Consider the following 22,248-nt stretch of genomic DNA (forward strand, 5'->3'; position numbering starts at 1 on the left):
CGGATGGCCGAACGGCACCAGCCTCGCGTTCTAACGATCCCGGCAGGTCTGCCTTTCCTGAAGACGCTTGCCGCAACGCTCTGCGAGGGGGGATTGACGCCGCTCTTCCGGCACGATCCGGATGATCCGCTTTCGCTCTCCAAAGTAACGATCTACCTGCCGACGCGACGCGCCGCCCGCGTGCTGCGTTCGGAGTTCGTCGATCTTCTCGGCGGCCGTTCGGCGATCCTGCCGGTTATCCGGCCGCTCGGGGAGACGGATGACGACAGCGGCTATTTCGAGGAGGCGCTGCCTGCAACCCTCGATCTCGCGCAGCCGCTTTCGAATACGGCGCGCCTTTTGGAGCTTGCCCGCCTCATCCTCGCCTGGCGCAACAGGCTGCCAGAGATCGTGCGGCGTATCCACGCCGATTCGCCCTTGGCCGCGCCGGCGAGCCCGGCAGACGCGATCTGGCTCGCACGCAATCTTGCCGAACTGATCGATTCCATCGAGACCGAGGATCGCGAGTGGTCGGAACTCACGAAACTCGATGCCGAAGATCACGCTCTGTGGTGGCAGTTGACGGCCGAATTTCTGCAGATTGCCATCGCTTTCTGGCCGGAACGGCTTGCCGAACTCGGAAAATCGTCACCGGCACGCCATCGCAATGCAATCCTGCGTGCGGAAGCCCACCGGCTCGCAACGGCAAAACCTGCCGGACCGATTATTATTGCCGGGTCCACTGGCTCGATGCCGGCAACGGCCGACCTCATCGCTGCCGTCGCCAATCTGCCTGAGGGCGTGATCGTCCTTCCGGGCCTCGATCTATCTATGCCGGATGCGCATTGGCAGATGGTTGCGCCAGAGATTACCGCTGGGGAGCGGACCAACCCCGCGAGCCGAAGCCACCCGCAATATGGCCTTTCGTCCCTCCTCAAACGGCTGAACCTCACGCGCGGCGACGTCGTCGCGATCGAGGAGGCGGAACAAGATCTGCATCGCCGCGCAGAAATTCTTTCCAGTGCGCTCGCTCCAGCGGAAGCGACGAGCAATTGGGGCGAGTGGAAGAAGGAACTCCCGGACGATGCATTGGCGGCTGCCTTTGCCGATGTCTCGCTGATCGAAGCCACAAACGAACGTGAAGAAGCGACGGCGATCGCCATAGCCTTGCGGCTGGCACTGGAGCAGCCGGGACGAAACGGCGACAGCCAGACAGCGCTTATCACACCGGACCGCAATCTGGCCCGGCGCGTGATGGCAGAGCTCTCCCGTTTCGGCATCCTGGCCGACGACTCGGCCGGTACGCCACTTGCGGCTATGCTGCAGGGAACACTCCTTCAACTGCTCCTCGAGGCAACACTCCGGCCCGGCGATCCGGTCACAATCGTAGCATTGCTCAAGCATCCGCTGGCCCGCTTCGGCCTCGAACGCGGCGCGCTCACGCAAGCCGTCGAAGCACTCGAACTGCTCGCCCTGCGTGGCGGTGTTGCCGCGGTTGATATCAGCGCGTTGGAGCCTTTGCTGGAGCATCAACTTTCAGAGCAGGCAAGGGACAGACACGCGCCGAATTGGCGCAGGTCGCTGCCACCGGAAGCGGTGGAGCAAGCGCGCAATCTTGCCCGGCGGATGTCGAATGCGACCGAACCGCTGGCATCCGCGCTCGTCCCGCACCGGCCGGATGGCCGTGGACTGACGGCCAGCTTCACTCTTTCCGATTGGGCGGAGCGGACCGGACGTGCACTCGAAGCTGTGGCAGTCGATGAACGCGGCAACCTCGCCAATCTCTGGGCTGGTGAAGCGGGGGATTCACTTGCAAGCCTGCTCGGAGAGGTGATCGAGACGGAGGGCCAGATCGAAGCCGATGGACCGCAATGGATCGATATCATGGCGGCGCTTTCGGCCGGCCAGGCGGTCAAACCGCGCGCGCTCAGCCATCCAAGAGTCTTCATTTTCGGCACGTTGGAGGCGCGTCTGCAAAGTGTCGACACGCTGATCTTGGGTGGACTGAATGAAGGCTCCTGGCCCGGCCAAACGGCCAACAATCCCTTCATCTCGCGCACGATGAAGACGGAAATCGGCCTCGAGCCGCCGGAGCGGCGCATCGGCCAACTGGCCCATGACTTCGCAATGGCGAGCGGAACACGGCATCTGATCTATTCGCGCTCGCTGCGGCAAGGCTCGACGCCGACGGTCGCTTCGCGCTGGCTTCAGCGGCTGCTGGCGCTGGGCGGCGAGGCTTTCGAAAGGGAACTGAAAGCACGCGGCGACCGCTTCGTGCATTGGGTAAGCCTGCTGGACGAGAGCAAGAGCCAAGCACCCGCGCAACGCCCCTCGCCTACACCGCCCCTTGAATTGCAGCCGAAATCCTATTCCTTCAGCGAAGTTGGCCGTCTGCGGCGCGATCCTTATGCCATCTATGCCCGGCGCATCTTGCGGCTTGACCCCGTGGATCCCTTCAATCGCGATCCAGGTGCTGCGGAACGCGGGACGCTCTATCACACGATCATCGACCGCTTTGTCCGTGAAGGACATGCTGCAGGTACGCCGGAAGCCGCGCAAGCAATGGAAACCATTCTGATGGAGCTCTTCGACATGGAGCGCCTGCCGTCGCACATTGATGCAGTGTGGCGTCCGCGTTTCAGGGAGGTGGCGCGCGCATTCCTCGAATGGGAAGCCGAACGCCGACCGGCGATCCGCAAGACTTATACGGAAGTGCGCGGCGGCGTGGAACTCGAACCGATCAATATCCGGTTGACAGGCGTTGCGGATCGCATCGATGTGACGGGGCCGAACGCTGCCGACATCATCGACTACAAGACCGGATACAATCCATCGCCCGCACAGGCGCGCGCGCTGCTCGACCCGCAGTTGGCGCTTGAGGCCGCCGCGCTCAGCGCCGGCGCCTTTCGCGACGTCGGAAGTCTGACACCGCAGGATCTCATCTATGTGCGCCTTCGCCCCGGCAGCCGTTTCGACACCGATGTAGTCAACAATGAAACTTCCACTCGAAGCGACAAGGCAAAATCGGCCCTCGATCTGGCAGAGGAATCGATCGATCAATTGGTCAAATTCGTGTCTCTTCTGCAATCCGGCGAACGTGGCTTCACTTCACGGCTGATTCCGGCGCAGCAGTTCGATTTCGGTGGTGATTACGATCACCTTGCGCGCGTTTCCGAATGGTCGACGGCCGAAAACGAAGAAGGAGGCGGCGATGAGTGATCCGACCGCACTTCCGGAAGGCGACGATCCAGGCATGTGGATAAGCTGGACGACGATTCAGCAGTCGATTGCCTCCGACCCGTCGCGGTCAGCCTGGGTTTCGGCCAATGCCGGTTCCGGCAAGACGCACGTGCTGACGCAGCGCGTCATCCGCCTTCTGCTTTCCGGTGCGCGGCCCTCGGCCATCCTCTGCCTCACTTATACCAAGGCCGCCGCATCCGAAATGTCGAATCGTGTCTTCGCACGTTTGGCCGAGTGGGCGGTGCTGCCGGACGAGGAACTCAAGAACCGGATAACGCAGATCGAAGGCGAAACGCCGGATCGACTCAAGCTTGCCGAAGCGAGACGGCTTTTTGCCAAGGCGCTGGAAACGCCGGGCGGGTTGAAAATCCAGACCATCCATGCCTTTTGCGAGGCCTTGCTGCATCAGTTTCCACTGGAGGCCAATGTCGCCGGACACTTCTCGGTTCTCGACGATCGCGCCGCAGCGACATTGCTCGCCGATGCCCGCCGCTCGCTGTTGACCGCGACGACACCCGAGCAGGATCCAGAGCTTGCCGATGCCTTCTCCTATATTCTCAATCTCGGTGACGAGACCGGGTTGGAGACACTACTTGGCGAGATCGTCGCCAGCCGTAACGCCATTCGCCGCTTCATTTCCGCGGCTGAGCAACGAGGCGGGATTGCGACCACGCTGCGCAGGCAACTGCAACTATCCGCCGACGAAACAGAGGCCCAGATCACCTCGCGATACTGGCCGCTGCCGGGTCTCTTCGGCCTGACGTTCGATCTTTACCTGACATTGACAGCCCAAAAGGGTGGCGCGAAAGCGCAGGAAGTCGCCTATGGCTTGCGGCAGGCTTCCAATGAGCGGAATGCGAAAAAGCGCGCCGAATTGCTGGAAAAGATATTCCTGACGGCGAAGGGCGAACCTAAGTCGGATTCGCAATTCACCGTCAAAGCCATGCTCTCCGATGCACCTGAGCTTGCAGATGCGATCGCTGAAGCGCGCGCGCATATCGTCGCCTGCCGCGACCGTCTCAAGATCATGCGGATGTTCAATGCCACGCATGCAGCGATTATCCTCGCTGACCGGCTGAACCGGGACTATGACGAGCTGAAAAAGCAGCGCAGTCAGCTGGATTTCGAAGATCTCATCACGCGCACCGCGGATCTGCTGACGAAAAGCGGCGTCGGGCCTTGGATTCACTATAAGCTCGACCAGGGTATCGATCACATTCTGGTCGATGAAGCGCAGGATACGAGCCCAATCCAATGGAGCGTGATCCAGTCGCTGGCGGAAGATTTCTTTTCCGGCGAAAGTGCGCGGCCGCTCGTGCGGACGCTGTTTGCCGTCGGCGACGAGAAGCAATCGATCTATTCCTTCCAGGGCGCGCGCCCGGAACGTTTCTCCGAGGAGAGCGAACGTACAAGGAGGCGGGTCTCGGCGAGCGGTCAAATGTTTTCGTCGGTGCGTCTGCCCCTTTCCTTTCGCTCGACATCCGACGTTCTCGCTGCGGTCGACCATATCTTTACATCATCCGAAAACGCGCGAGGCCTCAGCGCCGTCGAAGAACCGGTCGTTCACCGCTCTAGCCGCATCGGTCACCCAGGTGCCGTCGATCTCTGGGAGATGATCGCCCCCGAAGCCACCGTTAAGGACGAAGACTGGACAGCGCCCTTTGACGCGACGCCCGAAAGCGCGCCAGCTGCTATTCTTGCCCGGCGTATGGCCCATACGATCGAGCGGCTTGTCGGCCACGAGACGATCGTCGAGAAGGGCAAGGAGCGTCTTATTCGGGCGGGTGATATCCTTGTGCTGGTCCGCAAGCGCGATGCCTTCGTCAATGCCCTGACCCGCGCACTGAAACGGCGCAACAATATTCCGGTCGCGGGCGCAGACCGCCTCAGGCTGACCAGCCATATCGCCGTTCAGGACTTGCTGGCGCTTGGCCGCTTCCTCTTGTTGCCGCAGGATGATCTTTCACTGGCGGCGGTGCTCAAGAGCCCGCTGTTCGACCTATCGGAAGACGATATCTTCGCACTCGCTGCGCTGCGTAGCGACCATGCAAGCGTGTGGGCTCACCTGCAACAATTCGCACTCGACGGTCACGAGCGATATGCGACCGTGACAGAAAAGCTCACGCAACTTCTTCATCAATCGCGAAACCTCTCCGTCCACGACTTTTACTCGCGTCTGCTTGGCGTTCACGGCGGCCGGCGGCAATTTCTCGCGCGTCTCGGCACCGAGGTCAGCGATATTCTGGACGAGTTCCTCACATTCACGTTTGATCACGAAAGCTCGGGGTTGCCCGGCCTGCAATCCTTCATCTCCACGCTGGAACTCGAAGCGCCCGAAGTGAAGCGTGAGCAGGACAAGGGCCGCAACGAGGTTCGGATCATGACCGTGCATGCTTCTAAGGGGCTGGAAGCACCGATCGTTTTTCTTGTCGACGGCGGCTCCAAAGCTTTCACGCATAGCCACATGCCGAAAGTGCGCCTGCTCGAAACAAATGCAGAAACCCCTCCAATACCTGTCTGGGTACCGGTCAGCGACCTTGCCAATTCGATGACGCAAGCCGATGCGGCACGACTTCAGAAATTGGCGGAAGAGGAATACCGGCGGCTGCTCTATGTAGCGATGACACGCGCCGCCGACCGGTTGGTTGTTTGCGGTTATCGCGGTGTCAGGGCAAACAGCGATACGTGGCACATGATGATTTCATCAGCGATGGCAGACAGTCACCCGCATGTTACACCGGCAACCTTCGAAGGACCGGACGGTGAATGGCAGGGCGTGAAATGGCGCGTGCCGCAAGTGGGCCGCACGTTCGAGCGCTCCGAGAAGCTGGAAGATCGGAACGAGCGCGAGGCCTTGCCCTCCAGCATACTCGGGCCGGTCCCGCCGCAAAGGCAGTTACCGAGACCTCTCAGCCCATCCGGCGCCGGAACCATCATCGATGAGGAGGCGGATGACCTCTTGATCAATTCGCCGCTCTTTGCGGAAAAAACACGCTCCGACCGGTCGTTGGAAAAGGGGCGCCTGATCCATCGCATGCTGCAGACTTTACCGGACATCACTCCAGCCGAAAGAGCGGACGCGGCGGCCCGTTACGCAAGCCGTGCTGCACGTTTCTGGCCGGAAACCGAACGGCAGCGACTGATCGATTCGGTGCTGAAACTATTGGCGGAGGACAGCCTTCAGGCGATTTTTGCGGTGCACACGCAACCGGAAGTCTCGATCATGGGGACGCTCACCTTGAAGGGGGGCCACTATGCCGTTTCCGGCCGTGTCGATCGCTTGGCCGTATTCGACGATCGCGTCGTCGTTCTCGACTATAAAACCAATCGCGTGCCGCCCGCGACCCAAAAGGACATTCCCTTTGCGCATCAGGCGCAGCTTGCGATCTACCGCGAAATCCTGGCGCCGCTCTATCCCGGCAAGCACATCGATTGCGTGCTGGTCTATACCGAGAACGCCACTGTTTATACCTTGACCGAGCGCGAGCTCGAAATGGCGCTTGCAGGACTCAAAACAAAGTGAAATACCGGACATTGAAAGTTTGGCACCGCACCATCACATGTGGATCAACAGTAAATTCCGCTAAAGGAGCAGCCTATGGCTACCGTGAAAGTCGATATCAACAACTTCCAGTCGGAAGTTCTGGAATCTGCAGAACCCGTCGTCGTTGATTTTTGGGCTGAGTGGTGCGGTCCGTGCAAGATGATCGCTCCGAGCCTTGAGGAAATTGCAACCGAACTCGCAGGCAAGGTTAAGGTCGCGAAGCTTAATATCGATGAAAACCCGGAACTGGCAGCCCAGTTCGGCGTCCGCTCGATTCCCACGCTTGCCATTTTCAAGGCTGGTGAAGTTGCCGATATCAAGGTTGGCGCTGCTCCGAAGACTGCTCTTTCGAGCTGGATTTCGAACGCCGCTTAACTTCATTGCACAATGATAGGAAAAGCCCGGCTCTGACCGGGCTTTTTTCATTTCGGGGGGTATTTCGTTTCCAGCAAGAAATCGCCGACGAGATAGAGCGACCCGCCGATCAGGATTCTGGGCGCCAGAGCCTGCGGATCAAGGATCTCCTCGATCGTGTCCAACGCTTCACCGACTGGCCCCCATCGACCCAGATTTCGGCACCGGCCGGGGCGTGTGCGATAAGGCGGCCGGGCCATTCGACGGAATTCATAGCCTTTTCCATCATCGCTTCGGTGACGACGAAACCTGCTGCCTTGACGGCGCGGATCGCTGCGGCGGCGTTGGCATATCGATGGCGGCCGGGAAGGCGCGGCAACGGCAGATCGGCGAGACCGAATTCGCCCTGATGGACGACGCGGCCATATTTCTCATGCCATGTAATCCTGGCCGAAGACAGCGGTCGGGCAATTGCATGAGCCGAATAGCTTCGTCGCGAAACTGCCGGAGTCCTGCGATTGCCTGCCGCCCGTTAAGTGTGAAAGCTCCTGCTCACCATTGCAACGATGATCTCATAGAGTTCGCCTTGAGCCTGTTCGATGGTGATCTCTCCCGTCGCAGCGGCATGAGATAACGAATCGGCCGCCCCGAGCACCGCCCAGAAGCTGGACTGCATAATGCCCTTTGGGCCCGTGAACGAAGCCAACGCCTTTCGGCATTTCTCGATGAACGCCAGTTGATAGTCGCGTTTGACGGCCTCCAGTTCGGGGGAGCCGGCAAGCCCGGCCAACACGCCTGGAATCTCGCGGCCCTGGGCCAGCACGCATTCGACGTAGGACGAAGCGATCACCCTTGCGGTTCTTTCCAAGATGGGGGCGCAGGCTTCAAGCGCGGCGTCGATCACCTCCGTCTGGCGCGCGTCGAAGTCCTGATAGAGAGCCGTCAACAGGCCGTTGCGGGTACCGAAATGGTTGTAGATTACCGGCTTTGTAACACCGGCCTCGTCCGCCATGCGCGGCAGCGTCAGCGCATCGGTGCCTTCTTCGCGCGCGAGCCGCCACGCCACGTCGAGAAGCTGGCGTAGCCGCTGTTCACGGCTCAAACGGACTCGCTTCGGGGCAATCTGCGTGTCATCGGGTGTGCTTGACATCTCTATATACCAAATGTAACTTACTTAAAGTATATAGATACAACCCTTCCAACGCAACCATCCGCTGGTCTTCCGTCAGCGGCCGAAGCGGCACGCCTGCGCGCGCCGTTCGCAAAAGGACTTTTGCCCGATGACCGATATGACACTTCCAAGCTCGGTGAACCGAAAGGCATGGCTCGGCCTCATGGCCGTGCTGCCGCTGGTCCTGCTCGTCGCAATGGACGGCTCGATTCTCTACCTCACCATGCCGCACGTCACGTCCGCCCTGACGCCGACAGCCGACCAGGCGCTCTGGATTCTCGACATCTACGGCTTCGTGGTCGGTTCGTTGCTCATCGTCTTCGGCAATATCGGTGACCGCTATGGGCGGCTCAAGCTGATTATGGTGGGCGCGGTGGTATTCGGTGCGGGATCGCTCGGCGCGGCCTATTCGCAATCTCCATTGATGCTGATAGCCGCACGGGCGCTCATGGGGCTGGGCGGTGCGACATTGCTGCCGTCCGGGCTGGCAATCGTCAGCGCCCTGTTTCCCGATCCGCGGCTGCGCGCGCGGGCCATCGGCATCTTCGCCGCGACATTCGCAGCCGGCTTCGCCATTGGCCCCCTGATCGGCGGCATGTTGCTGAGGCAGTTCGAGTGGGGCGTCGTGTTCCTCATCAATGTCCCCGTCGTGCTCGCCTTCCTGATCGTAGCGCCGATCCTGCTTCGCGAGGTCCGCTCGACGACCTATGGTCGGATCGACCTGCCGAGTCTCCTGCTGTCGTTCGTCGGCATCCTGCTGTTCACCTGGTCTCTCAAGATCGCCGCAGCGGAGGGCTTTACGGCGGCGCAGTCCGGCGGCGGGATCATCGGCATTCTTGCCCTCGCGCTGTTCCTGCGCCGACAGACCCGCATCGACTATCCGCTGCTCGATCTCAGCCTATTTCGAGATCGCATTTTCTCCATCGCAATCCTGACCGGGCTTTTATCCCTCGTCGTCTGGTCTGTCGCCGGCTACCTGTCCGGGATCTATCTGCAATCGGTGCTTGGCTTCGATGTTTTTACCACGGCGCTGCTGACCCTGCCGGGGGCCATCGTGCTGACCGCGACGTGCATGGGCACCGCGCGCATCGTGGAGTGGATCGGCCGCAAGACTGCTCTTGTGGCGACGCATCTATTGATAGGTGCGGGCGTCTTTTTGCTGCTGCTTACGAGCACCGACGTTGGTGGCGCGGCCTTCATCGCATCAACCCTCATCGCCGGCATCGGCTACGGACTGTCGTTCAGCCTCGTGGCCGAGGTCGCTGTCTCGGCGGTTTCGCCCGAACGAGCCGGCGCGGCCGGATCCATCGCGGAAACCAGCAACGAGCTGGGAAATGCGCTCGGCATCACTCTGCTCGGATCGCTGGCCGCCCTGAGCTTCCGCCTGCTTGGTCCCGGCGTAGCGGGCACGCTCAACGAGACCCTGGATCGGCCGGGCCTTCCCCCTGAGACCGTCGCACAGGCCAAAGAAGCCTTCCTTGTCGGGTTGCATGTCGCAGTCGGAGTCGGAGGGTTGCTCATGCTTGTCGTCGGAATCATTGCGTGGCTCTGGCTGCCAAGAACGCTGCCAGAATAGCGATCCGAAAGCGGTGCCGCGAAAATCCCCGATCGAAGCGACAGTTTTGCGACTTACGCCACAAAAATAGGCATTCTGCGACAATTGAGTCTGCAGAATGCTTCCACGTTTCGGTTAGAGGCTGGGCTTCGACCGGGCTTCTTTCATTTCGGGGGTGTTTCGTTGTCAGCAAGAACATCGCCGACGAGATAGAGTGAGCCGCCGATCAGGATCCTGGGCGCCGGAGCTTGCGGATCAAGGATCTCCTGGATCGCCTCCAACGCTTCACCGACTGTGGCCCTCGGCTCTGCGACTAGGCCTGCATCATAGGCAGAATTTGACAGGATCACCGGATCGATCATCGCCTCGCTGCCACGGATCGGTACGCAGAAGACCTTTTCCGCAAGCCCGACAAAGGCCCTGAAATAGCCGACCGGGTCCTTGGTATTGATCATGCCGGTTATGAGGTAGAGTGGCCGCGGATGCTTTTCCTCGAAATTCGCCATGGCCTCGGCGATAACTTCGCCAGCACCGGGATTATGGCCCCCATCGACCCAGATTTCGGCACCGGCCGGGGCGTGTGCGATAAGGCGGCCCTCGGTCAGCCGCTGAAGGCGACCGGGCCATTCGACGGAATTCATAGCCTTTTCCATCATCGCTTCGGTGACAACGAAACCTGCTGCCTTGACGGCGCGGATCGCTGCCGCAGCGTTGGCATATTGATGGCGGCCGGGAAGGCGCGGCAACGGCAGATCGGCGAGACCGAATTCGTCCTGATAGACGAGGCGGCCATACTCCTCATGCGCCATGTAATCCTGGCCGAAGACAGCGGTCGGGCAATGCAAGCGCTCGGCAGTCGACATCAGGACATCCAGGACTGCGTCATATTCCTGATGGCCGATCACCACGGCATGGCCGGGCTTCATGATGCCGGCTTTTTCAGCCGCGATCAGTTCGACGCGGTCGCCGAGATAGGGCTGATGATCGAGCGAGATCGGCATGATGACCGAAACGGCCGGATCGGAGATGACGTTTGTCGCATCAAACCGTCCGCCGAGACCGACCTCAATGATTGCCGCATCGGCCGGGTGCTCGGAAAAGAGAAGGAAAGTCACCGCCGTCAGGATTTCAAAGACCGTGATTTTCTGGCCGGCATTCGCTTCAGCAACGCGTCGAAGCGCTTCTGCAAAAACCGCATCGTCGACAAACTGACCCCGGCCGCCCTTAAGACCGATCCGATAGCGCTCATGCCAGTTGACCAGATGTGGCGAGGTATGGACATGGACGCCGTAGCCACCGGCTTCCAGCAATGCGCGGCAAAAGGCTGTAACCGAACCCTTGCCATTTGTTCCGGCAACATGAATGACCCGCGGCAGCCGGCTCTGCGGATTGCCGAGAACTTCGAGAAGGCGGGTGATACGATCGAGCGAAAGATCGAAACCCTTGGGATGCAATCCCATGAGTTTGTCGATCTCCTGCGCTGCTTCACTCACTGCGGTCTGGCCTCTGGGAATCATTCAGCACCCCGCCCAAGCAGGTTTATGTCAATCAGGCGCTCGCTGCGATTGCGATCGTGCCGCCATTCACCGTAACCGAGTTGGCGGGCTTCCGGGTCAGGATGCTCAGGACACGCGCAAGCGTTTCCGGAATATCGTGCCGTTTGATGACCATGTCGACCATGCCGTGCTCGAGCAGGTATTCCGAGGTCTGGAAACCTTCCGGCAGCTTCTCGCGGATCGTCTGTTCGATGACGCGCTTGCCGGCGAAGCAGATTTCAGCGCCCGGCTCTGCCAGATGAAGATCGCCCAGCATAGCGTAGGAGGCCGTTACGCCGCCCGTGGTCGGGTTAGTGAGAACGACGATATAGGGCTGGCCAGCTTCCTTCAGCATATCAACGGCAACGGTGGTGCGCGGCAGTTGCATCAGCGAAAGGATGCCTTCCTGCATGCGCGCCCCGCCGGAAGCCGGGAACATGACGAGCGGGCACTTTTCGGAAATCGCACGCTCGAAGGCTCTGACGATCGCCTCACCGGCAGCAATGCCGAGCGAGCCTCCCATGAAGTTGAACTCGTGCACGACGGCGACGAGCTTCAGGCCGCGAACCTTGCCAACGCCAGCGAGGATCGTGTCTTCCTGTTCTGTCTTGAGGCGGCTGTCCTTCAGGCGATCCGTGTATTTCTTGGAATCACGGAATTTCAGCGGATCCTGCGCGACCTTTGGCTGCGGCAGCGACTCGTATTCACCGTTGTCGAAAAGGTCGGCAAGGCGTGCCTTTGCCGGCATCTTCATGTGATAGCCCGAAGCCGGAATAACCCACTTGTTGTCTTCCAAATCCTTGTGGAAGACCATCTCGCCCGTTTCCGGGCACTTGATCCAGAGGTTCTCCGGCACTTCGCGACGGCCCAGCATGGAATTGATGCGCGGGCGAACGTAGTTGGTGATCCAGTTCAAGTCGAAAACTCCTGATTGACTACAGCCAATGTGGGGACGCTATTCGGCAGCAACAAGGCGCGCCGAACGCGTTCCGGATGAAAGACCGCGAACGAGGGTGGCCACGGCCTGGACTGTATCTGCTGTGGCCTTTCCTTCGCTGCTCAGGCTTGTCGCCACCTGATTGACGATGGCCGTACCAACCACGACGCCATCGGCGGAGCTGCCGATGACCTTGGCGTGATCGGCAGTCTTGACGCCGAAACCGACGCAAACGGGCAGATTGGTATGCTGCTTGATGCGCTTCACGGCCCCGGCGACCAGCGATGGATCAGGCAGAGCCGAACCGGTGAGGCCGTTCATCGAAACGTAGTAGACAAAGCCAGACGTGTTCTTCAGTACCGTCGGAAGGCGCTTGTCATCGGTCGTCGGCGTTGCCAGACGGATGAAATTGATGCCCTTCCTGATCGCTGGAATGCAAAGCTCGTCATCCATTTCCGGCGGAAGATCGACGACGATCAAGCCATCGATGCCTGATGCGAGCGCATCGTCCAGGAACGTCTCGACGCCGTAGATGTAGATGGGATTGTAATAGCCCATCATCACGATCGGCGTCGCGTTGTCACTCTTACGGAAATCGGCTGCCAGCTGCAGCGTCTTCTTAAGCGTCTGTCCGCCCTTTAGCGCGCGCTGGCCAGCCATCTGGATTGCCGGGCCATCGGCCATCGGATCGGAGAACGGCATGCCGAGTTCGATGACGTCAGAACCGGCTTCCGGTAACGCCTTCATGATGCCGAGCGAGGTCTCGTAGTCCGGGTCGCCGCCCATGAAATAGGTCACGAGCGCCGGGCGGCCTTCAGCCTTCAGATCGGCAAAGCGTTTATCCATACGTGCGGTCATGACTTACACACCCATTCCCAGAATCTTGCCGACGGTGAAGATGTCCTTGTCGCCGCGGCCGGAGAGGTTCATCAGGATGATCTCGTCCTTGCCCATTTTCGGCGCGCGCTTGATGACTTCGGCCAGCGCATGCGACGGCTCAAGCGCCGGAATAATGCCTTCGAGGCGGGTCAGCGTCTGGAAGGCATCGAGCGCCTCGTGATCCATGATCGGCACGTATTCGACGCGGCCAATATCGTTCAGATAGGAATGCTCGGGGCCGATGCCGGGATAATCGAGGCCGGCCGAAATCGAGTGGCCCTCCTTGATCTGACCATCGCCGTCCTGGAGCAGATACGTGCGATTGCCGTGAAGCACGCCCGGCGAGCCGGCCGTGATCGAAGCGCAATGCTCATCGCCTTGCAGACCCTTGCCGCCGGCTTCGACGCCGACGATCTTTACGCCTTCGTCATCCAAGAACGGATGGAAGATGCCGATTGCATTCGAACCGCCGCCAACCGCAGCGATGACAAGATCCGGCAGTCGTCCTTCGGCTTCCAGCATCTGCGCCTTGGCTTCCGTGCCGATGACCGCCTGGAAATCGCGAACCATTTCCGGATAGGGATGCGGGCCGGCTGCGGTGCCGATCAGATAATAGGTGTCATCGACATTGGTGACCCAGTCGCGCAGGGCTTCGTTCATCGCATCCTTCAGCGTGCCGTGACCTGCCGTCACCGGCTTCACCTCGGCGCCAAGCAGCTTCATGCGGAAAACGTTCGGCGCCTGGCGCTCGACATCCGTCGCGCCCATATAGACGACGCAGGGAAGGCCAAAGCGGGCGGCGACCGTTGCAGAGGCAACCCCATGCTGGCCCGCACCGGTTTCAGCGATGATGCGCGTTTTGCCCATGCGCTTGGCAAGCAGGATCTGGCCGATGCAGTTGTTGATCTTGTGCGAACCCGTGTGGTTCAGCTCTTCGCGCTTGAAATAGATCTTCGCGCCGCCCAGCTCGGCAGTCAGGCGCTCAGCGAAATAAAGCGGACTCGGGCGGCCGATGTAGTGGCTGCCAAGATGTTTCAATTGCGCCTGGAATTCGAGATCGTCCTTCGCCTTGTTCCATTCCTCCTGCAGATCGAGGATCAGCGGCATCAGCGTTTCGGCGACGAAACGGCCGCCATAGATGCCGAAACGGCCATCCTCATCGGGACCGGAACGGAAGGAATTCGGTTTTAGCGTCTGGTTCACTCTCAACTCCCTGAGACCGTTTCAGGCTCGCAAGCCTTCTCGACCGCATCGAAAAAATCATCGATCATGGCGACGCTCTTCACGCCGGGTGCACTTTCGACGCCGGAGGATACGTCGATGCCCGGCGCCTTGGTGATCGTCAGCGCTTCGGCGATGTTGTCCTTGTTCAGCCCACCGGAAAGCATGTAATCCACGCTATCGTCAAGCTGGCCGAGCAGGCTCCAATCGAAGGAAACCCCGTTGCCGCCCGGCAATTCCGACCCCTTCGGCGGCTTGGCGTCGAAGAGAAACCGGTCGGCTATCCCAATATAAGCCTCAACCCGCTTCAGATCATCGGCGCTGCGAATAGAGAAGACCTTCATGATCGCGAGACCGTAGACAGCCTTTATCGTCAAGACGCGTTCCGGGCTCTCGTTGCCGTGAAGCTGGACCATGTCCGGCTTCAAAAGCGCAACGATTTCATCGAGTTCGTCATTAGTGGGATCGACCGTGACGGCGACGATCTTGGCTTTGCCGCGGACAGCATCCGCAAGCTTTCCGGCAACGTCCGGCTCGATATAACGAGGACTTTTCTCGAAGAAGATAAAACCGATATGGTTCGCGCCGCGATTGACCGCGCGCTCGATCGCTTCAGCGCTCTTCAGGCCGCAGATTTTGATATCGGGTTTCATGGCAGCGAAGTGACACGAAAAGGCAAAAGAGTCGAGCCAATTTGCGACTAAGGCTTAATTTACCGCGGCTAAACGCTCAATCAAAGTCGATTGCGTGAAGCTGGCTTCCGTAGCGTTTCAGCCAGGATTTCGCATCTTCCATATGCGGGCAGAGCTTTTGGCAAAGCGCCCAGAAATGCGGGCCGTGATTCATTTCTCTGAGATGCGCCACTTCGTGGGCCGCTAGATAATCGATCACCGAGGCCGGCGCCATGACGACGCGCCAGGAAAAGCTCAAATTTCCCTCCGACGAGCATGAGCCCCAACGGCTGCGCGTGTCTTTCATGGAAATCGACTTGATCGGTGCCTTGATCGAACGCGCGTGGAAGTGCGCGAGCCGCACGAGGTCAGAGCGCGCCTCCTTCTTCAGAAAGGTTGCGATCCGGCGGCCGAGATGTTCCGGTAGGCCACTGACCTTCAGCACATGCCGGTCGCCGACAATGACTGCCTCGGTGAGGCCGCGCAGACTGCCGGTATGTTCGATCCGGTGCTTGATGCCGCGCACCAGGATCTCGCCGCCATCGTGAAGGGTATTGTCGACGGAGAACTTTGCCAGTTTCGTCAACAGCCATCCCTGATGACGGTCGAGGAAGGCGTTGACCTCGCGCTGCGCAAGGCCCTTCGGAACCGTCATTTTAAGCGCCCTGCCGCCGGGCTCGATACGAAGCGTAATACGCGTTGCGCGATCATGCTGCTTGATCGTCAGCGGCATCAGCCTGCCTGCGACGTCCAGCGTCCGCGTTTCGGGCGGAGCAGGTTTTCGTGCAGCAGTTCGTCGCGGCTTGGAAAGGAGCGGAAACATAAGCGCTTTTTCTATACGATTCGCAACAAATCCGGGCAAAGAAAAACCGGCATCGCTGATGCCGGTCTGCTGATCATCTAGTGACACGTTAAGGCGTCTGAAATTCGGCAACCGGGCCATTGTCATCGCGCTTTGCATTCTTTCGGTCGCGCATGAAACGGTCGAATTCTTCCTGATCCTTGGCGCGACGAAGCTCGCGCATATAGGTATCGAATTCCTCGCGCATTTCATCGAGCTTACGGCGCTCTTCCTCGAGGCGGTCAAGCTCGGCCTTCCGCCAATCGTCAAAGGCGACGTTGCCGGTCGAAAAATGCGGGCGGTAGCGGCCATGCGAACGGCGGCAGCCGGCAAAAAAGCCGTCAGTCGCGTTATTCGCGTCGCGCTTGAAACCGCGAAGGCGCTCGCCGAAGATGATATAGGCAAGCATGGCCAGGCCCAGAGGCCAGAAGACCACGAAGCCGAGCACCATCAACGCAACGGTAGCCGGAGTCCAATCCGGGCGAAGCAATGCTGACTGGTTCATCGTGCGGTATCCTCGCTTTCTGCGCCCGGCAGAATACCGAACGCTGAAAATCGATGTGGTTACCGCCAGCCAACCCTTCAAGACGATTGCCCGCGAAATCGGACAAGGCCTTGAACAGGCAGGAATAAATCAGCATCCTCTAACTCAGGCGGATTTGCCCCCCCTGATGACACGCTTTACGCTGAGTTTTCCAGAACGAGAGTGCTCGCGGACGAAGTTGACGATACGCGGCGCGATCTCGCGGCGGAAGCGTGATCCGTTGAAGACGCCGTAGTGGCCAACGTCGGGCTGGAGGTAGTGCGTGCGCATGTCGTCGGGGATGTTGACGCAGATCGTCTGCGCCGCCTTCGTCTGGCCCACACCGGAGATGTCGTCGTTCTCGCCCTCCACCGTCAGGAGCGCGACATTGCGGATTGCGGCCGGATCGACGCGCTTGCCACGATGAATCAGCTCGCCCTTCGGCAGAGAGTGCTTCATGAACACCTGATCGACCGTTTGCAGGTAGAATTCCGCGGTCAGGTCCATCACGGCAAGATACTCGTCGTAGAAATCGCGGTGCTTTTCAGGCTCACCGTCGTTCTTCACGAGATGCATGAAGAACTCCTTGTGGGCGACCACGTGCCGGTCGAGGTTCATCGACATGAAACCCGAGAGCTGTAGGAAACCCGGATAGACCGGGCGCATGAAGCCTGGTTGTGGCCATGGCACATTCATGATGACGTTTTCGGCAAACCACGTCAGCGGTCTCTCTTCTGCGAGTTTATTGACCGCTGTCGGATTGATGCGCGTATCGATCGGTCCGCCCATCAGTGTCATCGACGATGGTGACAACGGGTCGTTTGCCTCTTCCATGACGGCGGCGGCGGCCAGCACAGGCACGGAGGGCTGACATACGGCAATGACGTGCGTATCGGGGCCGAGAAAATGCAGCATCTCGATGACATAATCGACATAGTCATCGAAATCGAAGGTCCCCTCCGTCATCGGCACCATGCGGGCATCGACCCAGTCGGTGATGTAGATATCGGCGCTCGGAAGCAGCGCTTCGACCGTACCGCGAAGCAGCGTTGCATAGTGACCGGACATCGGTGCAACGATTAAGATACGGGGATCGCGGTGGCCGGAGGGCGTGTTGCGTGCAAAATGCAGGAGATTGCAGAAAGCACGCGACCAGACGATCTCTTCACGCACTGCGACCTTGCTGTCGCCGACGACCGTTTCCTTCAGTCCGAACTCCGGCTTGCCGTAGCGGCGCGTCGTCCGCTCGAACATCTCGAGACTTGCGGCGATCGTGCGGCCAAACGGCGTCTGCGAAAAAGGATTAAACGGATTGGCATAAACAAGCCGCATCGCATCAGCGGCAGCGCGGAACGGCGCCATCGCTGCATGGTTCAATTCATAGAGCTGATAAAACATGAGTTGCGCCACCTTTCTTTTGCCGGAAAGGACAGCGCCGTCAGGCAGGCCATCTACTTCTTTCCATCGTTTGCGGGCACTTCAATTGAGAGTAACAGGCTTATTTGTTGCATAGCAACACAGGCATCCGCATCGCAAAAAAGAAATGCCGGGAAAAGTGATTCCCGGCAACTGATACGCTCACAATTATTAAAGATCGGACAGCTTCAGCGATCCGCGACAAAGGTCTGCTTCTGCGTGCCGAGGCCTTCGATTCCAAGTTCGACGACATCACCAGCCTTGAGGTAACGCGGCGGCTTCAAACCCATGCCCACGCCCGGCGGCGTACCGGTGGAAATGACATCGCCAGGCTGCAGCGACATGAACTGGCTGAGATAGGAGACCAGATAAGCGACCCCGAAGACCATCGTCCTCGACGAGCCGTTCTGCATCATCTGGCCGTTGACCTTCAGCCACATGCCGAGATTCTGCGGATCGGCGATCTCGTCCTTGGTAACGAGCCAGGGCCCAATTGGCCCAAAGGTGTCGCAGGATTTGCCCTTCGTCCACTGGCCGGAGCGTTCCGTCTGGAATGCGCGCTCCGAGACATCATTGGAGACACAATAGCCGGCAACGTAGTCCAGCGCTTCGGCCTCGGTGACATATTTTGCGGTCTTTCCGATCACAACGCCGAGTTCGACCTCCCAATCAGTCTTTTCGGAACCACGCGGGATGACGACGTTATCGTTGGGACCGACGATCGCGGAGGTGGCCTTCATGAAAATGATCGGTTCCGGCGGAACTGTTGCGCCCGTTTCGGCAGCGTGATCAGAGAAATTCAGGCCAATACAGATGAATTTGCCCGTGCCTGCAACACAGGCACCAATGCGGCCCGGAGCCAATTCCGGGAGGCTTTTCGCGTCGAGGGCTGCGATTTTTGCCAGGCCGGCGGGCGAAATCGCCTCACCAGCGACGTCGGAAACATGCGCCGAAAGGTCGCGGATCTTGCCATCGGAATCGAGTAGCGCCGGTTTTTCACGACCCGGTTCGCCAACGCGCATCAGCTTCATAAAATCTCCTCCTCATCGAAAACGGACTACCATCACCTATGGACCAGTCGACTAAGCGTGTCATTACGGCTTTTTGCTGAAGCGGTACGCATTGTTAAAAATTTCGCCGGAACTGAATTGGCGCGCCGGATTGAATGATGGGAGAAGCATCTGCGGCAACGGGTTTGCTTGCAAAGTTCTATTGGCAGGCAATATCATTCGCTCCAGCCCCCTCAACCACTACCCGGAAATAAGATGACCGAAGCCAATAGCCGCACATCCGAATATCCGATCGATGCGATGTTTCTCGATCGCTGGTCGCCACGTGCTTTCACCGGCGAAATCATAGCCGAAGAGCAATTGCTGACGATCCTTGACGCAGCTCATTGGGCGCCGTCTTCCGGCAACCAGCAGCCTTGGCGCTTCATCTACGCCCTTAAGGGCACGGAACATTTCGAGAAGCATCTTAGCCTGCTCGTCGAATCGAACCAGGAATGGGCAAAGAATGCTTGCGCGCTGATCTTTGTTGTCTCACGCAGTTTCAGTGGCGCTTTCTCGGAGAACAAACCGCGCTATACGCATTCGTTCGACGCTGGTGCCTCGTGGGGGCATCTCGCCCTGCAGGCACGCTTTTCAGGCTTCTACGCCCATGGCATGGGCGGAATCAAACATGATGAAATCAGGCTAGCCTTCGCCATTCCGGAAGGCTATCGCGTCGAGGCCGGGATAGCCATCGGCCGACTTGGCGACAAGAGCGTTCTGTCCGAGCGCAACCAGGCACGCGAAGTGCCAAGCCAACGCATGCCGCTTGCGGAGGTGGCTTTCAACGGAAAATTCATTGCTAATTGATTCTGTCGAAAGAAAAAGGCGCCATGAACGCGCCTTTTTGTACAAGACATCAATCAGATATCGAGATTTGCAACGCTGAGCGCGTTATCTTGAATGAATTCGCGGCGCGGCTCGACTTCGTCGCCCATCAGCCGGGCGAAAAGGCCATCGGCATCCGTCGCGTCGTTTACCTTGACCTGTAGCAGCGAACGGGCGTTCGGGTCGAGCGTCGTCTCCCAGAGCTGCTCGGCATTCATTTCGCCAAGGCCCTTGTAGCGCTGCATCGTCAGTCCCTTGCGGCCGCTGGCAAAAATTGCATCGAGGAGCGCGCGCGGACCGGAAATCTCGGTATCTCCGTCGCGGCGCGAAAGCGCCGGTGGGCTCTGGTAGATTTCTTTGAGGCGTGACGAGAGCTGATCAATTTGACGCGCGTCCTGCGATCCAATCAGCGCCATGTCGAGCACGACGACTTCCTTGACGCCGCGCACCATTCGCTCAAGCCGCAACCCGCCTTCGCTGGTCAGGCCGCCTTCCCAGCCGCGCTCGGTTTCCTCGGCGATGATGTCTAGTCGCTTGGCGACATCAGTCGCGAGCTGTTCGGCCCTGGCACGATCGCTGGCCGCTTCGGCGTTCAGTGCCCCGGCGATTGCCGCCTGCTCAACGACAGCGCGATTGTAACGGGAATGCAGGTTTTCGAGCAACGCACGCAGGCGCAATGCATCGAGGATAACTTCGCGCAGATCCTGACCGGCGCGGACTTCGCCGCTTGCGAGCCTCAGCGCCGCATCCTCAAGGCCCTGGCCGATCAGATAATCTTCTAGCGCCTTTTCGTCTTTCACATACTGAACGGACTTGCCGCGCGAAACCTTGTAGAGCGGCGGCTGGGCGATGTAGAGATGGCCGCGCTCGATCAGCTCCGGCATCTGGCGGAAGAAGAATGTCAGCAGAAGCGTGCGGATGTGGGCACCGTCGACGTCGGCATCCGTCATGATGATGATCTTGTGGTAGCGAAGCTTGTCGGCGCTGAACTCGTCCTTGCCGATGCCCGTGCCGAGCGCGGTAATCAACGTGCCGATTTCCTGGCTGGAGAGCATCTTGTCGAAGCGGGCACGCTCGACATTGAGAATCTTGCCTCGCAGAGGCAGGATCGCCTGGTTTTCACGGGACCGTCCCTGTTTTGCAGAGCCGCCCGCGGAGTCACCCTCGACGAGGAACACTTCAGACTTCGCAGGGTCGCGCTCGGAGCAATCGGCGAGCTTGCCGGGCAGCGAGGCGATATCGAGCGCACCTTTGCGGCGCGTCAGTTCGCGGGCCTTACGGGCCGCTTCGCGGGCCGCGGCGGCCTCTACGACCTTGCCGACGAGCACCTTGGCCTCGCTCGGATGCTCTTCAAACCATGTGCTGAGCGCTTCATTGACGAGGCTTTCGACGACCGGACGAACTTCCGAGGAAACCAGCTTGTCCTTCGTCTGCGACGAGAACTTCGGATCCGGCACCTTCACCGAAAGGACAGCCGTCAGGCCCTCGCGGCAGTCTTCGCCCTGGAGTGTGACTTTCTCCTTCTTGGTAATACCGGAGCTATCGGCATAGGACACAACTTGGCGCGTCAGCGCGGCGCGGAAGCCGGCCATATGCGTGCCGCCGTCGCGTTGTGGAATATTGTTGGTAAAGCAGAGCACATTTTCATGATAGCTGTCGTTCCACCACATTGCGACTTCGACGGTAATTCCATCCTTTTCGCCGCGGATAGAGACAGGCTTGTCGACCAGAGGTTTCTTGGCACGATCGAGATAGGAAACGAAGGCCTCAAGGCCGCCGTCATAACGCATTTCTTCCTGCTTGATGTCCGAATGACGCTTGTCTGTCAGCAAAATGCGGACACCGGAATTCAAGAAGGCAAGCTCGCGAAGGCGGTGCTCCAGCGTGCCGTAATCGAAGTCCGTCATCGTGAAGGTTCCGGTGCTCGGCATGAAGCTGACTTCCGTGCCTGTGTCGCTGCCCGCGTCACCCGTCACCTTGAGTGGCGCATCGGCAACGCCATGCGTGAAGCTCATTTCATGAATCTTACCCTGCCGGCGGATCTTCAGTTTCAGCCAGACCGAAAGCGCGTTGACGACCGAGACGCCGACGCCATGCAAGCCGCCGGAAACTTTGTAGGAATTCTGGTCGAACTTACCGCCGGCATGAAGCTGCGTCATGATGACTTCGGCTGCGGAAACACCTTCGCCGGTGTGTATATCCGTTGGAATGCCGCGGCCGTTGTCGGTCACGGTGACCGAGCCGTCGGGGTTGAGCGCCACGGTGACGATGTCGGCATGGCCGGCCAGCGCCTCGTCAATTGCGTTGTCGACGACTTCATAAACCATGTGATGCAGGCCGGAACCGTCGTCGGTGTCACCGATATACATGCCGGGGCGCTTACGCACGGCATCAAGTCCCTTGAGGACCTTGATGGAATCCGCGCCATATTCGGTGTTAACGCCGTTTTCCGTCGCTGATATATCGGTCATGCTGTCTTTGAATTTCCCTGTTGTAGGAGCCCGG

16 protein-coding genes and 1 pseudogene are annotated in these 22,248 nt (G+C 59.5%); 5 read left to right on the plus strand and 12 right to left on the minus strand.

The window, feature by feature from the left end:
• Positions 1-3 precede the first annotated feature (3 nt).
• The 3 genes from addB (at position 4) to trxA (ending at position 7,138) form a co-directional block, all read left to right on the plus strand.
• Entirely contained in the window at positions 4-3,198 is a 3,195-nt protein-coding gene (gene addB, locus ACZ9DP_RS35680) for a double-strand break repair protein AddB (RefSeq protein ID WP_476205200.1), read from the plus strand.
• Positions 3,191-6,742 (plus strand): double-strand break repair helicase AddA, encoded by a 3,552-nt coding sequence (gene addA / locus ACZ9DP_RS35685; RefSeq protein ID WP_476205201.1) that lies wholly within the window; start codon positions 3,191-3,193, stop codon positions 6,740-6,742. The genes addB and addA overlap by 8 nt, the downstream gene beginning before the upstream one ends.
• A gap of 75 nt (positions 6,743-6,817) precedes the next feature.
• The gene (trxA, locus tag ACZ9DP_RS35690; protein WP_022718427.1) at positions 6,818-7,138 is read left to right on the plus strand and encodes a thioredoxin; all 321 of its coding nucleotides are present in this window, start codon (positions 6,818-6,820) and stop codon (positions 7,136-7,138) included.
• A gap of 47 nt (positions 7,139-7,185) precedes the next feature.
• On the opposite strand, the pseudogene ACZ9DP_RS35695 reads toward trxA, so the two are convergent.
• Together ACZ9DP_RS35695 and ACZ9DP_RS35700 are read right to left on the minus strand one after the other, a co-directional pair.
• Positions 7,186-7,590, minus strand: a pseudogene (locus ACZ9DP_RS35695) (hypothetical protein); the annotation flags it as partial.
• Between the two features lie 59 nt (positions 7,591-7,649).
• A complete protein-coding gene (locus tag ACZ9DP_RS35700) occupies positions 7,650-8,267 on the minus strand; it encodes a TetR/AcrR family transcriptional regulator (RefSeq protein ID WP_074066128.1) in 618 nt (205 codons plus the stop codon).
• A gap of 130 nt (positions 8,268-8,397) precedes the next feature.
• On the opposite strand from ACZ9DP_RS35700, the gene ACZ9DP_RS35705 reads away from it, so the two are divergent.
• Positions 8,398-9,864 (plus strand): MFS transporter, encoded by a 1,467-nt coding sequence (locus tag ACZ9DP_RS35705; protein ID WP_476205202.1) that lies wholly within the window; start codon positions 8,398-8,400, stop codon positions 9,862-9,864.
• 143 nt (positions 9,865-10,007) lie between these two features.
• Here the strand turns inward: ACZ9DP_RS35705 and ACZ9DP_RS35710 are convergent, their stop codons facing one another.
• The 9 genes from ACZ9DP_RS35710 to ACZ9DP_RS35750 all read right to left on the minus strand — a co-directional run bounded on the left by ACZ9DP_RS35710 (position 10,008) and on the right by ACZ9DP_RS35750 (position 18,897).
• A complete protein-coding gene (locus ACZ9DP_RS35710; RefSeq protein ID WP_476205203.1) occupies positions 10,008-11,360 on the minus strand; it encodes a bifunctional folylpolyglutamate synthase/dihydrofolate synthase in 1,353 nt (450 codons plus the stop codon).
• A 31-nt stretch (positions 11,361-11,391) separates the two neighbouring features.
• Positions 11,392-12,294, minus strand: coding sequence for an acetyl-CoA carboxylase, carboxyltransferase subunit beta (gene accD / locus ACZ9DP_RS35715; RefSeq protein WP_476205204.1), 903 nt, complete (start codon positions 12,292-12,294; stop codon positions 11,392-11,394).
• Between the two features lie 39 nt (positions 12,295-12,333).
• The gene (gene trpA / locus ACZ9DP_RS35720; RefSeq protein ID WP_476205205.1) at positions 12,334-13,173 is read right to left on the minus strand and encodes a tryptophan synthase subunit alpha; all 840 of its coding nucleotides are present in this window, start codon (positions 13,171-13,173) and stop codon (positions 12,334-12,336) included.
• A 3-nt stretch (positions 13,174-13,176) separates the two neighbouring features.
• Positions 13,177-14,397: a tryptophan synthase subunit beta gene (gene trpB / locus ACZ9DP_RS35725; RefSeq protein ID WP_194728522.1), complete on the minus strand. Its 1,221-nt coding sequence runs from the start codon at positions 14,395-14,397 to the stop codon at positions 13,177-13,179.
• A gap of 2 nt (positions 14,398-14,399) precedes the next feature.
• Positions 14,400-15,068, minus strand: coding sequence for a phosphoribosylanthranilate isomerase (locus ACZ9DP_RS35730; RefSeq protein ID WP_476205207.1), 669 nt, complete (start codon positions 15,066-15,068; stop codon positions 14,400-14,402).
• A gap of 76 nt (positions 15,069-15,144) precedes the next feature.
• Positions 15,145-15,909 (minus strand): M48 family metallopeptidase, encoded by a 765-nt coding sequence (locus tag ACZ9DP_RS35735; RefSeq protein ID WP_476205209.1) that lies wholly within the window; start codon positions 15,907-15,909, stop codon positions 15,145-15,147.
• Between the two features lie 88 nt (positions 15,910-15,997).
• On the minus strand, positions 15,998-16,432 hold the full coding sequence (locus tag ACZ9DP_RS35740; RefSeq protein WP_074066121.1) for a DUF2852 domain-containing protein: 435 nt from the start codon (positions 16,430-16,432) through the stop codon (positions 15,998-16,000).
• Between the two features lie 144 nt (positions 16,433-16,576).
• A complete protein-coding gene (locus ACZ9DP_RS35745) occupies positions 16,577-17,848 on the minus strand; it encodes a polyhydroxyalkanoate depolymerase (protein ID WP_476205210.1) in 1,272 nt (423 codons plus the stop codon).
• A 206-nt stretch (positions 17,849-18,054) separates the two neighbouring features.
• On the minus strand, positions 18,055-18,897 hold the full coding sequence (locus tag ACZ9DP_RS35750; protein ID WP_476205211.1) for a fumarylacetoacetate hydrolase family protein: 843 nt from the start codon (positions 18,895-18,897) through the stop codon (positions 18,055-18,057).
• Positions 18,898-19,131: 234 nt separating this feature from the next.
• Here ACZ9DP_RS35750 and ACZ9DP_RS35755 point away from each other — a divergent pair, with 234 nt between their 5' ends.
• Complete coding sequence (locus tag ACZ9DP_RS35755; protein WP_074066118.1) at positions 19,132-19,725, plus strand: nitroreductase family protein; 594 nt, start codon at positions 19,132-19,134, stop codon at positions 19,723-19,725.
• 53 nt (positions 19,726-19,778) lie between these two features.
• Here ACZ9DP_RS35755 and gyrB read toward each other — a convergent pair whose 3' ends face one another.
• Positions 19,779-22,214 carry a DNA topoisomerase (ATP-hydrolyzing) subunit B gene (gyrB, locus tag ACZ9DP_RS35760; RefSeq protein ID WP_476205212.1) on the minus strand — a complete coding sequence of 812 codons (2,436 nt, stop codon included), beginning with the start codon at positions 22,212-22,214 and terminating at the stop codon, positions 19,779-19,781.
• Positions 22,215-22,248 lie beyond the last annotated feature (34 nt).

This window comes from Rhizobium sp. USDA 4016, from assembly GCF_056279705.1.